Source organism: Pseudomonas parafulva, from assembly GCF_000800255.1.
Lineage (GTDB): Bacteria > Pseudomonadota > Gammaproteobacteria > Pseudomonadales > Pseudomonadaceae > Aquipseudomonas > Aquipseudomonas boreofloridensis.
Genome location: NZ_CP009747.1, coordinates 1,790,222 through 1,802,671 on the forward strand (window position 1 = coordinate 1,790,222; position 12,450 = coordinate 1,802,671).

12 protein-coding genes are annotated in these 12,450 nt (G+C 63.7%); 2 read left to right on the forward strand and 10 right to left on the reverse strand.

The features are described 5' to 3' along the window. Nucleotide 1: 1 nt before the first annotated feature. The 5 genes from NJ69_RS07905 to NJ69_RS07925 all read right to left on the reverse strand — a co-directional run bounded on the left by NJ69_RS07905 (nucleotide 2) and on the right by NJ69_RS07925 (nucleotide 5,634). Nucleotides 2–952 (reverse strand): ABC transporter permease, encoded by a 951-nt coding sequence (locus NJ69_RS07905; RefSeq protein WP_029612034.1) that lies wholly within the window; start codon nucleotides 950–952, stop codon nucleotides 2–4. After that, entirely contained in the window at nucleotides 949–2,568 is a 1,620-nt protein-coding gene (locus NJ69_RS07910) for an ABC transporter substrate-binding protein (protein ID WP_039577831.1), read from the reverse strand. Before NJ69_RS07910 ends, NJ69_RS07905 begins: the two co-directional genes overlap by 4 nt. A gap of 50 nt (nucleotides 2,569–2,618) precedes the next feature. Further along, complete coding sequence (locus NJ69_RS07915; RefSeq protein ID WP_039577834.1) at nucleotides 2,619–3,413, reverse strand: class II aldolase/adducin family protein; 795 nt, start codon at nucleotides 3,411–3,413, stop codon at nucleotides 2,619–2,621. A 57-nt stretch (nucleotides 3,414–3,470) separates the two neighbouring features. Next, nucleotides 3,471–4,604: an acyl-CoA dehydrogenase family protein gene (locus NJ69_RS07920; RefSeq protein ID WP_039577837.1), complete on the reverse strand. Its 1,134-nt coding sequence runs from the start codon at nucleotides 4,602–4,604 to the stop codon at nucleotides 3,471–3,473. A gap of 136 nt (nucleotides 4,605–4,740) precedes the next feature. After that, nucleotides 4,741–5,634 carry a LysR family transcriptional regulator gene (locus NJ69_RS07925; RefSeq protein WP_039577840.1) on the reverse strand — a complete coding sequence of 298 codons (894 nt, stop codon included), beginning with the start codon at nucleotides 5,632–5,634 and terminating at the stop codon, nucleotides 4,741–4,743. Between the two features lie 199 nt (nucleotides 5,635–5,833). Between NJ69_RS07925 and NJ69_RS07930 the strand changes: the two genes are divergently transcribed. Next, entirely contained in the window at nucleotides 5,834–6,799 is a 966-nt protein-coding gene (locus tag NJ69_RS07930) for an ABC transporter substrate-binding protein (RefSeq protein WP_080754730.1), read from the forward strand. Between the two features lie 16 nt (nucleotides 6,800–6,815). Continuing rightward, nucleotides 6,816–7,772: an aliphatic sulfonate ABC transporter substrate-binding protein gene (locus tag NJ69_RS07935; protein WP_039577843.1), complete on the forward strand. Its 957-nt coding sequence runs from the start codon at nucleotides 6,816–6,818 to the stop codon at nucleotides 7,770–7,772. Between the two features lie 41 nt (nucleotides 7,773–7,813). Here the strand turns inward: NJ69_RS07935 and NJ69_RS07940 are convergent, their stop codons facing one another. Genes NJ69_RS07940 through NJ69_RS07960 form a run of 5 tightly spaced genes read right to left on the reverse strand, consistent with a single transcriptional unit; the run spans nucleotide 7,814 to nucleotide 12,438 of the window. Then, entirely contained in the window at nucleotides 7,814–8,896 is a 1,083-nt protein-coding gene (locus NJ69_RS07940) for a protein-glutamate methylesterase/protein-glutamine glutaminase (protein WP_039577846.1), read from the reverse strand. After that, nucleotides 8,859–9,392: a chemoreceptor glutamine deamidase CheD gene (cheD, locus tag NJ69_RS07945; RefSeq protein WP_029612029.1), complete on the reverse strand. Its 534-nt coding sequence runs from the start codon at nucleotides 9,390–9,392 to the stop codon at nucleotides 8,859–8,861. The genes NJ69_RS07940 and cheD overlap by 38 nt, the downstream gene beginning before the upstream one ends. Beyond that, the gene (locus tag NJ69_RS07950; protein WP_029612028.1) at nucleotides 9,389–10,198 is read right to left on the reverse strand and encodes a CheR family methyltransferase; all 810 of its coding nucleotides are present in this window, start codon (nucleotides 10,196–10,198) and stop codon (nucleotides 9,389–9,391) included. Before NJ69_RS07950 ends, cheD begins: the two co-directional genes overlap by 4 nt. 9 nt (nucleotides 10,199–10,207) lie before the next feature. Continuing rightward, nucleotides 10,208–10,747 (reverse strand): chemotaxis protein CheW, encoded by a 540-nt coding sequence (locus NJ69_RS07955; protein ID WP_039577851.1) that lies wholly within the window; start codon nucleotides 10,745–10,747, stop codon nucleotides 10,208–10,210. A 35-nt stretch (nucleotides 10,748–10,782) separates the two neighbouring features. Then, nucleotides 10,783–12,438: a methyl-accepting chemotaxis protein gene (locus NJ69_RS07960; RefSeq protein WP_039577854.1), complete on the reverse strand. Its 1,656-nt coding sequence runs from the start codon at nucleotides 12,436–12,438 to the stop codon at nucleotides 10,783–10,785. Between the last annotated feature and the right edge of the window lie 12 nt (nucleotides 12,439–12,450).

Consider the following 12,450-nt stretch of genomic DNA (forward strand, 5'->3'; position numbering starts at 1 on the left):
TTCAGCTCACCTTGGCCGTAGGGCTGATGCGTGGGTCGAGCCAGGGGTAGAGCAGGTCGACGATCAGGTTCACCGCCACGAAGGCAGCGGCCGCTACCGCGACGATCGCCAGCACCACGGGAATGTCCTGGCGCAGCACCGCCTCCTGGGCCAGGCGCCCGACGCCGTTACGCGAATAGATGGTCTCCACCAGCACTGCACCGGACACCGTGTTACCGACCTGAAGGCCTACCAGCGTCAGCAGCGGCAAGGCTGCGTTGCGCAGGCCATGGCGAGCCTGCACCTGAGCCCGGCTCAGCCCTTTGGCGAACGCGGTGACGATGTAGGGTTGCTGCCATACACCTTGAAAACCTCGCTGCAGCACTTGGGCATACAGGGCCGCGCTGGGGATCGCCAAGGTGATAGCAGGCAGCACCAGGCTGGCAAACCCCTGGCTGCCGGTGGCCGGAAACCAATCCAGGGCGAAGGCGAACACCTGGATCAGCAGCAACCCCATCCAGAACACCGGGATCGAGAAACCCAGCGACGGCAGGCGCGCCAGTGCGGTTTTCAGCGGCCGGTACTGCACGTAGGCGGTCAGATAGGCCAGCCCGATGCCGGCTACCAGCGACAGGACGATGGCGCTACCGGCCAGGGCCAGGGTCTGAGGCAGCCGCTCGGCCAGTAGCCCGCTGACAGGACGGCCCAGCGACAACGACTGCCCCAGGTCGCCGTGCACGGCGCGCCAGAGCAGATCGGCATATTGTGCGAACACCCCTTTATCCAGCCCGTAGTAAGCCCGAGCCTTGGCCAGGTCTTGCGGCGACAAACCATCGGCTTCCATGCCTGATGCGCTGAGCATGATCGCCAAGGTATCGCCCGGCAGCAGGTAGAGAATGAAGTAGGTGGCGGTGTAGGCGCCCCAGAGCACCAGCAGGGCCTGGCCGATACGGCCGATGAGGTAGCGTGTCATGGCTGCCCCACCTGGATGTCGCCCAACAGCGCGAAGCCTTCTGCCGTCCAGCGAAAATCTTTGATCCGGGGGGCGGTCGCAGCCTGCCACACGCGTTCGTACAGTGGAAACGCCGAGGCCTGGTCGATCAGCAGGTCCTGCAACTGGCCGTAGGCGTGGGCGCGTTGCGCGTCCTGGGTCGCGGTCATGCCGTTGTCGAACAGGGTCTGGGCCTGGGTCAAAACGGTGGGTTCGTAGAGGTTGGTGGCCAATGTGGCGCTGTTGGCTGCACGTGGATCGAGAATGGTCTGCAGGATGATTGGGTCGGCGCGGGTCATGTAGGTCGACGTCAGGTCGTAGTTGCCGGACGCGTTGCCCGCGACCCACTCGGCACGCGTGAGCACGTTGAGCTTGAGGTCGATGCCGACCTTGCGCAGTTGGTCCTGTACCAGCACGTCACCCGCGCTTTCGGCCGGCGTCAGGTTGTAGCGCAGGGTCAGGCGTTGGCCGTTCTTGTAACGGTAACCATCGGGCCCCGTGTGCCAGCCAGCAGACTCGAGCAGTTGCTCAGCGCCTCGGGGGTCATGGGCAAGCTTGTCGCTTTGCGGTTTGAAGTAGGGCGTGGTGACGTCGTACACCCCGCTCACCACCGGGAAGCGGGCATTGAACACGGTGTGGGCGTAGCCGGTGCGGTCGATGGCTTTCTGCACGGCCAGGCGTACTTGGCGGTCACCCAGCAGACGACCGTTGCGCGTATTGGGATAAAGATTCAGCGCAGGGCCCGGCAGTGATCGGCTTTGAATGGTGGCGCCCTTGGACTTAAGCAAGGTCAGGTCGACTTCCGAAAACGGATTGCGCGGCCACAGGATGTCGACCTTGCCCTGTAGGAACAGGCCGTTGCGTACGCTTTCCTCGGGGATGTAGCTGATTTGCACCGCCTCCATATACGCAGGCCCCGGATTGCGCGCGTTGGCCGATGGCCAGGCATAGTCGGCACGTCTGACCAGGCGCGCGCCGACTTCCGGGGTGTACTGCTCAAGGATGAAAGGGCCGGTGCCGATGATCTTGCCTGACGAGCGCTGCTGGGCACTCAACCGGTAGCTGGCCGGCGCGAGAATCGAGAGGTTGGTGGTGGAGGTGGCTTGCAGGAAACCGGCATTGGGCCTTGCCAGGGTCAGGCGAACGGTGAAGTCGTCGATCACTTCGGCATGGTCGTAGCCAGCCAGATACGTCGCGCCGAAGGTAGCGGGCAACTGCGCGGCAAAGGCCTTGTTGCTGTCGAAGGCGGTTTTCACCGCCTGGGCGTCGAAACGCTCACCGTTGCTGAAGCTCACGTCCTGACGCAGATGGAAGGTGTACTTCAAGGCGTCGCTGCTGATCTCCCAGCGTTTGGCCAGCCAGGGAATGATGCGACCGGTCTGCGGATCCTGGTCGGTCAGCGACTCGGCGACGTTGCGCAGCAGCACCCGGTGTTCCAGCCAGTAGACCTGGAAAGGATCGAGGCTGACCAACGTGGTGTTGTCGCCCCAGAAGGCGATGCTCAACGTCTTGCTGACCGCGCTGTCGTCGGTCGGTGAGCAGGCGGCAAGCGTCATGGCCAGGGCGCTGCTGGCCAGCAGGCGAAGGAATGAAGGCATGGAGCGGTCCTTGATAGAGAGTCGGGGCGGCAGAAGGCGGTTGCGATCGATCAGTCCTGGTAATCGAGGCCTTCGCGGTCCAACTGGCGAATGAGCGCGTCCCAATGCCGCTGGATGCTTTCGCCCTTGCCATCGGAAAAGCGCTTGGATTGCTCGTGCACCTTGGCGATGGCCGCAGGCGAGGCATGCAGGAGCTGATCGTTGCCGCCGGCCTGGGCCGCGATCTGGATAGCGCAGGCCCGCTCCAGGCCATGCAGTTCGCGAAACGCGTGCTCGACGCTGATGCCGCCGGTGAGCAGACCATGGTTGCGCAGGATAAGGATGTTGCTGTGGCCCAGATTAGCGACCAGCCGCTGTTGCTCGTCCAGATCCAGGGCCACGCCTTCGTAGTCGTGGTAGGCCACGCGGCTGTAGTAAGCCAGGGCGTGCTGGGAGATCGGCAACAGACCGTCACGCTGGGCCGAAACCGCGGCTCCATCGCGGGTATGGGTGTGCAGCACGGCGGCGAGGTCTGGGCGGGCGCGGTGGATGGCGCTGTGGATCACATAGCCTGCCTGGTTGATGCCCAGGCCCGAGGGGTCGTCGATGAGCGTACCGTCCACATCGACCTTGACCAGGTTCGAGGCGGTGATCTCGTCGAACAGCAGGCCGAAAGGATTGATCAGGAAATGCTCGTGCGGCCCGGGCACCCGGGCGGAGAAATGCGTGTAGATGTGATCGGTCCAGCGAAACAGGGCGGCCAGGCGGTAGGCAGCAGCCAGCTTGACCCGCACCTCCCACTCCTGGGCGCTGACTCGATCTCGTACAGGTTCCAGGCGGGCGGAAACGGCAGACAGTGAGCTCATGAAGGTTCTCCGGTAATCAGGCGTATTGAGTGGTGTGGCGCACTGCTTTCGAACGGCTCAGGGTGGCTCGGGCATGAGCGCCGCGCGACCGACCTGGCCGAACACCGTGTCGTCCTGGGGGGTGTGGATCCGGCTGCAGAGCACATCACGGTAGTGCCGCTCCAGGGCGTTGCGCCGTGACAAGCCAGGATTGCCCGCGGCCTCGATGGCCAGCTCGACCGCGTTGATGGCGTTGCTGCTAACCAGGTGTTTGAGCTGCCCGGCGTGGGCCTGATCGACCTGTCCAGCGGCGGCCGACTCGAGCAGGGTGTGGCTGGCGAACAACAGCGTGTCGATACGACCGAGCACGTCCTGAAAGCGCGGCAGGCTGGCCAGCGGCGCACCCAAATGGGAAGGGATGCGTTGCGTGAAAAAGTTCGCCAGCCAGTCACGCGCAGCGCGGGCAACGCCGTCGTAGACCGTCGGTAGCAACACGGCCATCCACAACAGGCCCTGTCCATCGAGTTCGGTTTTCGGCGCACTGGCCGGGCTGACGCTGACGGCGTGGTCCAGGGGAATCAACACCTCGTCGAACCGCACCTGATGGCTGCAGGTGGCGCGCATGCCCAGGTGATCCCAATCGTCGAGGATGGTGATGCCGGGCGAGTCGCGATGGACCAGGAAGCCACCGACCAGTGGATCGGCGTCGTCGCTGCGGGCCCACACCAGCAGCCAGCTGAGGCCGTGGCTACCGGTGGAATAGATTTTGCCTCCATTCAGGCGCCAACCTTCGGCGGTGCGCCGTGCGACGGTGGCCGGAAGTCCGCCTCTAGCCGGCGTTCCCTGCTCAGGCTCGACGCGCAGGGCGTTGATCAGCGCACCCTGTTGCACGGCCTCACGGGCCACGCGCTCACGCAGATGGCGTGGCCAGCGCCTGTCGTCCTGCAGCCGGGCGTGTTGCAGGTATTGCATGACCAGGATCAGCGCGGTCGCTGGGTCGCCCTGGGCGACGGCTGAAATCACACGGCGTGCGCACGCCAGGTCTGCGCCTGCGCCGCCGAGGGTGCGGGGTACGGTGAGGGCGAGCAGGCCGTGGCGCTGCAATAGAGCGATGTTGTCTTCAGGGAAACGGGCGCTTCGGTCATAGCGCTCAGCGTTGGCAGCCAGCGCCTGGGTCAGCTCGGCCAGGACGCTGTCTGAGGGGTGACTCATGGGCTCTCATCCCTGAAATACGGTGGCGATGCTAAGACCGTATTCGTATGAATGATCGCTGTAAAAGTCTTTTTAGTTCTATGCTAATTATTTAAATAAGGAATCTAGTCGAAATCACATTATGTTCAAAACGCATTTATTGATCGGCTAGCCGATGCCCCGCGACCTCACCGAACAGTTCCACCGGCTCTTGAAAGCTTCCAAGGTAGCGCGGGTGGAACAGCCAGAGATCCACGTGCGGCTTGAAGTCGGTGATGTTCAGCACATCGAGCGCGTCACGGTGGCTGCTCATGCGCAACAGCGGCTCAGGCACGAGCCCCAGGCCCTGGCCGCTGGCAACCAGCCCCAACTGCAGCTCGGTGCCGAAGGTTTCCAGATTAATCTTCAGGTTCAACCCCAACTCGCTCAATGCCCGCTGCAAACCGGCCCGGAAGCCGCAGCCATCGGGGTTGAGGACCCAGCCACGGGCGTAGCAGTCCCTGAGCTTGCAGTTGCGCTTAGCGGCATTGCTCTTGGCTTCCACCACTTTCAGCGGCATGCGCGCTATCGATCGACTGGCGATACCTTCCGGGAAAATCTTGCCTGGCGGAAACAGTGCGGCTGCGGCATCCAGTTCGCCGTTTTCCATGCGCGCGATCAGGCTGCTACCCCAGCCACTGGTGACTTGGGTCCGCAACTGCGGATAGGCCTCTCTGATCCGACCCAGGGCATCGAGCAACACGACATCGCCCAGCGTCTGCGGTATGCCCAGGCGCAATGTGCCTGATGGCGCACCGTCGCTGGCCACCAGCTCGCGCAGCGAGTCGATCTCGCGCAGGATCGCTTTGCACTGCGCATAGACGCGCAAGCCCATGGGGGTCGGCTTGAGCGGCTTGGTCGTCCGGTCGAGCAGGCTGGCGCCGAGGTCTTGCTCGAAGTTCTGCACGCGGCGAGTGATCGCCGGCTGGGTGATCTGCAGGGCCTCGGCGGCGAGGTTGGTGGACTGGCACCGGATGACCGCGACGAACGCGTCCATGTCATCGATTTTCATGATCGCGCTCACATGATCGAGTGGAGAAATAACGCATCAGCATAATCATTGGAGTGGACAATGCCATCCCCTACAGCAAGTTAAAGCGAATAATGCATATTAGGATATTCCTAAAATCAATTTAGTTTATTTGACGTACTTCGTTAGAGTCGCTTGGCCTGGACGGCACGATGCCGTCCACCCAGCCCCGAGGAAGTCCATGTCCATTCGATCCACGCTGCTGGCCCTCGCCGTAGCCACCTTGCTGGCCAGCCAGGCAGGAGCCGCCGAGCGACTGACCCTGCGTATTGGCGATCAAAAGGGCAACATGCGCGCCCAATTGGAAGCGGCTGACGCCCTGCGTGACCTGCCCTACGACATTCACTGGGCAGAATTCCCCGCCGCCGCGCCGTTGGCCGAGGCGCTCAATGCCGGTGCCATCGACGCCGGCATCATCGGGGACGCACCGCTGCTGTTCGTGCTGGCTTCGGGGGCACCGGTCAAGGCGATCGCGGTGGACAAATCCGATCCCTACGGTACGGCTTTGCTGGTACTTCCCGAGGCGCCGCTGCACAGCGTTATTGACCTCAAAGGCAAGCGCATTGCCACAGGGCGCGGGTCGATTGGTCATCATCTGGCCCTCAAGGCGCTGGATCACGCCGGACTGAGCGAAAAAGACGTGGCGTTCAGGTTCCTGGGACCTGTCGATGCCAAGATCGCGCTGGCCAATGGTTCGGTGGACGCCTGGTCCACATGGGAGCCCTATACCGCCCTGGCCGAGGTCAGCGGGCAAGGCAGGGTGCTGGTCAATGGTCGCGGCCTGTCCAGTGGCAACAGTTTTCTTGCGGCGACCGACCACGCCTTGGGCGAGGCGTCGAAGCGTGCGGCGCTGCAGGACTACCTCACCCGTCTGGCCGATGCGCAGGTCTGGGCCAATCAGCACTTGGACAGCTACTCGAAAACCTTGGCCGCAATCATCGGTTTCCCCGAGCAGGCCGCGCGCCTGCAGTTCGAGCGCCGGAAATTGCGCTGGCAGGTGATCGATGCACAGACCGTGGCCGAGCAGCAGGACACCGCCGACTTCTACCACGCCCATGGCCTGATGAACCAACGCCTGGACGTGACCCCGACCTTCGCCACCGGCTTCACGCTTGCCGAGCGCGCCACGTCCACCGCACAGCCTTGATTGGGGAGACCTCGAAATGCCCATCCGCTATCTACGCCAGCTTGGCCTGGCAGTGCTGGCCACTGTATTGCTCCCTGGCATTGCCAGCGCCGAGCAGATCCTGCGTATCGGTTACCAGAAGTCCTCGACCCTGTTGACGCTGCTCAAGGCCCGAGGCGGCCTCGAGGACCGATTGCGCGCCCAAGGCATCCGCATTACATGGCATGAATTTCCCAGTGGGCTGCCCCTGTTGGAAGCCCTGAACCTGGGCAATGTCGATGTGTCTGCCGATGTCGCCGACACCGTACCGGTATTCACCCAGGCCGCAGGCGCCAGGCTGACCTACTTCGCCCGCGAGACGCCGTCGCCGAAGGCTCAGGCGATACTGGTGCCATCGGATTCGCCGCTTCGCACCCTGGCCGATCTGAAGGGCAAGCGCGTGGCGGTGACCAAGGCCGCCGGCAGTCATTACCTGCTGATCCAGGCGCTGGCCAAGGCCGGCCTGACGTTCAAGGACATCACCCCGGCCTACCTGATCCCCGCCGACGGCCGCGCCGCTTTCGAGAACCACAAGGTCGACGCCTGGGTAACCTGGGATCCCTTCGTGGCCAGCGCCCAGCGGCAGCAGAACGCGCGCATCCTGGCCGATGGTGAAGGGCTTGCCAGCTACCAGCGTTACTACCTGGCGAGCAGCGACTATGCCCAAGCTCACCCTGAGGTCCTGCAACAGGTGTACCTCGCCTTACGCGAAACCGGCGAGTGGACCCAGGCCAATCCGGCAGCGGCGGCGCGCATCCTGGGGCCATTGTGGGGCAACCTGGATAGCACCACCGTGCTACAGGCCAATGCCCGGCGCAGCTACGACGTACAGCCGGTGAAACCGGAAAACCTGGAGGAGCAACAGCGCATCGCCGACGCGTTCCTGCATGAGGGGTTGTTGCCCAAGGCTGTCGATGCGAGGGACGTCAGCGTGTTCGTGCCGAGCACGCCTTGAACGTCGTTCAGTCGACAGCCCAATCACCCTGGCCTTGCCAGTCACTTGTGCACAATCGCCTGATGAATATCGCCCAGCGCCATGATGCGTTGGGCGGCATTGAGCTTGATGGCTTCCTTGGGCATGCCGAATACCACGCAGCTGGCTTCGTCCTGGGCGACGGTGGCGGCGCCGGCGTCGAGCATCTCTTTAAGACCGCGTGCACCGTCGTCGCCCATGCCGGTCATGATGATGCCGGTCGCGTTCTTGCCGGCGAAGCGGGCTACGGAGCGAAACAACACGTCGACCGACGGCCGATGGCGGTTCACCAGTGGGCCTTCGACCACCTGGGCGTGATAGTAGGCGCCGCTGCGGGTCACCATCAGGTGCTTGCCCCCCGGCGCGATCAGCGCCAGGCCGGGCAACACCCGGTCGTTGTTGCGCGCTTCACGCACTTCGATCTGGCAGAGGCTGTTGAGCCTTTCGGCAAAGGACGCGGTGAATTTCTCCGGCATGTGCTGCACGATCACCAGGCCCGGGCACACCCTCGGTAGCGCGGTGAGCACCGTTTCCAGTGCCTGAGTGCCACCGGTGGACGTGCCGATGGCGACGATGCGTTCGGTGGTCTGTGCCATGGCCTGGCCGCCCGCGGCGGGCAGGATAGCGTCCGCGCTGAGCTTGCTCGCGGGCGCAGCCATCGGCGCAGGGCGCACCACACGCTTGCCCAGGTTCTTGACATTGGAGTGCGCCGCTGCCCGTATCGCCCCAACCAACTCAGCGGCGGACTCCATCAGAAAGCTCTTCAGCCCCGTGGTGGGTTTGGTGATGATCTCCACCGCGCCGGCCGAGAGCGCCTGCAAGGAGGTTTCCGCGCCTTTTTGCGTCAGTGACGAGCAGATCACCACCGGCGTGGGCCGCTCGCTCATGATTTTCCTGAGAAAGGTGATGCCGTCCATGCGCGGCATTTCCACATCCAGCACGATCACGTCCGGCCATTCGCGCGCCAGTTTGTCCATGGCGAAGATCGGATCGGAAGCGGCGCCCATCACGCGGATGTCCGGCGTTTCGTTGAGAATCGCCAGCAGCACCTGGCGCACTACGGCCGAATCATCGACCAGCAGTACGCTGATTTTTTTGGTAGGCATCTTTACGCAGGGTTCCCATTGGTTGGTGCCGGACCCAGACATTGCCGGTCCACAGGTCGAAGAGGATGGTGCGGTAGCCGGTGCTGCCCATGTCCTGGGCGGCCAGGTGCAGGTGATGACGTTCGGCCAAGGCCAAGGCCGCACGGATGTTCAGGCTGGCCACGTCCTGATCGGGCAGGTGGCGATGCTGCTCAGGGAACATCTCGCCACCGCCGAACACTTTCACCTGATAGTCACGCGCCCGCGTGCCGTGGGCCCTGGCGTGGCGCAGCAGCAGTTCGAGGGCCTCGTCGGCGTACTTGCCGTCCAGCGGCTGGTCGCGGCGGGTACGGGCCGGCAGCATGAAATGGCACATCCCGCCGATCAGGCGTTGCGGGTGCCACAAGGTGAATGCCACGCAGGAGCCGAGCAGGGTCCGCAACCGCAGGGGGCGCGTGGCGAAGCTGACTTGACCGGGCGCCAGGATCAGTTCGGTGGTTTTCGTGGCTGTTTTCATGGTTTGCGATAGATCGACGGCGCCACCAGCTTCAACGTGTCGTTCACGCCGTGCAGGCTTTCCGAGTGGCTGATGATGAAGTAGCCGCCGGGCTTGAGCTGGGGCAGCAAACGCGCGACCACCTGGCGCTTGGTGGGTTGATCGAAATAGATCATCACGTTGCGCAGGAAGATCACATCGAACTCGCCCAGCCCAGGCAGCGGCTCGTTGAGGTTGACCTGGATGAAATTGACCCGGTTGCGCAGCGACTTGTCGATCAGGAATGTACCTTCCTGGCGGCCAACGCCTTTCAGGCAGTACTTGCTCAGCAGCGGCTGGGGCAGGGTACTGGCACGCTCCATGGCGTAGTGCCCGCTGCGCGCCTTGGCCAGCACCTGGGTGCTGATGTCCGAACCGATCACCTCCCAAGGCGTGGTATTCAAGCCTTCGGCCAGGGTCATCGCCAGGCTGTAGGGCTCTTCGCCGGAGGAGCTCGCCGCGCTCCACACCCGAAACACCTTGCCTGGCGCTGCCTTGGGCAGCACCTGCTGGCGCAGGAAGTCGAAGTGCTTGGGCTCACGGAAAAAATAGGTTTCGTTGGTGGTCAGCAAATCCAGGGCCACCTGCAGCTCGCCCTTGCGCTGGTCGCCCATGATCAGCTTGAAATAATCCCCATAGCTGTCCAGCTCATAGTGCTTGAGGCGCTTGAACAGGCGCCCGGCCACCAGTGCCTTTTTTGCCGGCGACAGGTTGATGCCGGCTGCGCGGTGCAGCCAGGCCTGGAATTGACCGAACTCCCGGTCGTCGAGTGATGAAGTGTCGGTCATGGTCGCGCCTCACCGGCCTTCGGCTTCAAGCGCCGGCAACTGGCCGGCCTCGGCCAGGCTGGACATCTCATCGATGGACAGCACCTTGTCCACGGCCAGGACGATGACGAACTTGCCATCGACCTTGGCCATGCCGCTGATGAAGTCGGCGCGAATCCGCGCGCCGAAGCTGGGTGGCGGTTCGATCTGCGCGGCCGGTACTTCCTGCACGGCCGAGACGGTATCGACCAGCAGCCCGAGATCCTGGGGCTGCCCCTCCTGAGTGCTGGCCTCGATGATGATCACGCAGGAGCGCCGGGTGATGGTGGAGTTGGGCCGGCCAAAACGCGCCGACAGGTCCACCACCGGCACCACCGCGCCGCGCAGGTTGATCACGCCGCGCACGAAGGCGGGCATCATCGGCACTACGGTCAGGCTGCCGTATTCGATGATCTCCTTGATGCCCAGAATGCCGATGGCGAACATCTCGCCCCCGAGCATGAAGGTCAGGTACTGCCCGTCCTCGTCCGCCGCACTGGCGGTCTGACGGGTGGCGATGACTGCGCCCATGTGATTCTCCTGGTTGGCCCGTGCCAATTCCCTGATCAGAAACGGGTGAACTCCGACTCGTCCGGCACACCGGCCATGCTGTAGGCGAAGGCCTTGCGCGGTGCCTGCTGGACCGGGCGTGGCGTGGGGCGGGTGAGCTTGCCGCTACTATCGACATTGTTGCCCTGCGCCACGGCCTTGGTGGTCGAATCCAGCACGAAGAAACTCATGGCCTGTTGCAACTGCTCGGCCTGGCTGCTCATTTCCTCGGCGGTGGCGGCCAGCTCTTCGCTGCTCGACGCGTTCTGCTGGGTGACTTGGTTGAGCTGGGTCATCGCGGTGTTGATCTGCGCGACGCCTGCGGCCTGCTCCTCGGACGCCGCACTGATTTCCTGCACCAGGTCGGAGGTCTTGTTGATCGACGGCACCATCTCGTCCAGCAGCTTGCCGGCTTTCTCGGCCATGTCGACGCTGCTCGAAGACAGCTCGCCGATTTCCTGGGCGGCCACTTGGCTGCGCTCGGCGAGCTTGCGCACCTCGGCGGCCACCACCGCGAAGCCCTTGCCGTGCTCGCCGGCCCGCGCGGCCTCGATCGCGGCGTTGAGGGCAAGCAGGTTGGTCTGGTAGGCGATGTCGTCGATGATGCTGATGCGCTGGGCGATCTTCTTCATCGCCACCACGGTCTGCTGTACCGAGTCGCCGCCGTCGGTGGCTTCCTTGGCCGCCTTGCTGGCCATGCCATCGGTGACCTTGGCGTTCTCGGTGTTCTGGTTGATGCTGGCGCTCATCTGCTCCACCGATGCACTGGTTTCCTCGACGCTGGCCGCCTGTTCGCTGGTGGCCTGGCTCATCGACTGCGCAGTGGCGCTGACCTGCTCCGAGGCGCTGGCCAGGTTGTCGGCGGCGTTACGCACTTCGCCGATGATATGCGCCAGCTTGCCGACCATATTGCGCATGGCATTGAGCACCATGCCGGTTTCGTCCTTCGCGCCGGGCTCGATATGGGCACTGAGGTTGCCTTCGGCCAGTTGCTCGGCCGCCGTGGCAGCCTGGCGCAACGGGCGGGCGATGATCCGGGCGATGAACAAGGCCAGGCCCAGGCCGATCAGCAGCGCCGCGATCAACACGGCGATGATCGACCAGCGCGAGCTTTCATACAGGGCGGTGCCCTTGTCACCGGCGGCGGTGGCACCGGCGTCGTTGAGTTCGACCATCTTCTGCAAGTGGCCGGTGACCTCGTCGAAATGGGTCTTGGACTCGCCCCTGATCAGGCTGCGGGCCTCGGCTTCCTGGTTCTGGCGGGACAGCTCGAACAGTCGCGTACTGGCCTTGAGGTACTCGGCCCACGCGCTTTTCACGTTCGACAGCAGTTGCCGATCCTCATCACTGACGATCAGGCCTTCGTAGGTTTCCAGCCGAGTCTCGAACTCCTTGCGTGCATCGGCCGCTTCCAGCTCGGCCTGGGCTTTCTGTTCGGCGATGTCAGTGCCGAGACTGCGGTTTTCCTTCAGGCGATAGTTGGCGGCAAAAAAGCGCATGCCTGCCGCCGCGCGCATCGACGGCATCCAGTTGCTCTTGATGTCCTGCGCCGCCTGGTTGACGGCGCCCAACTGGACGATGGCGAAGACCCCCATCACCGCGGTGAGCGCCAGGACCAGCAGGAACGCGCTGATCAACTTGGTGGATATTTTCAGGTCGTAGAACCATTTCATCGGGGAAACCTC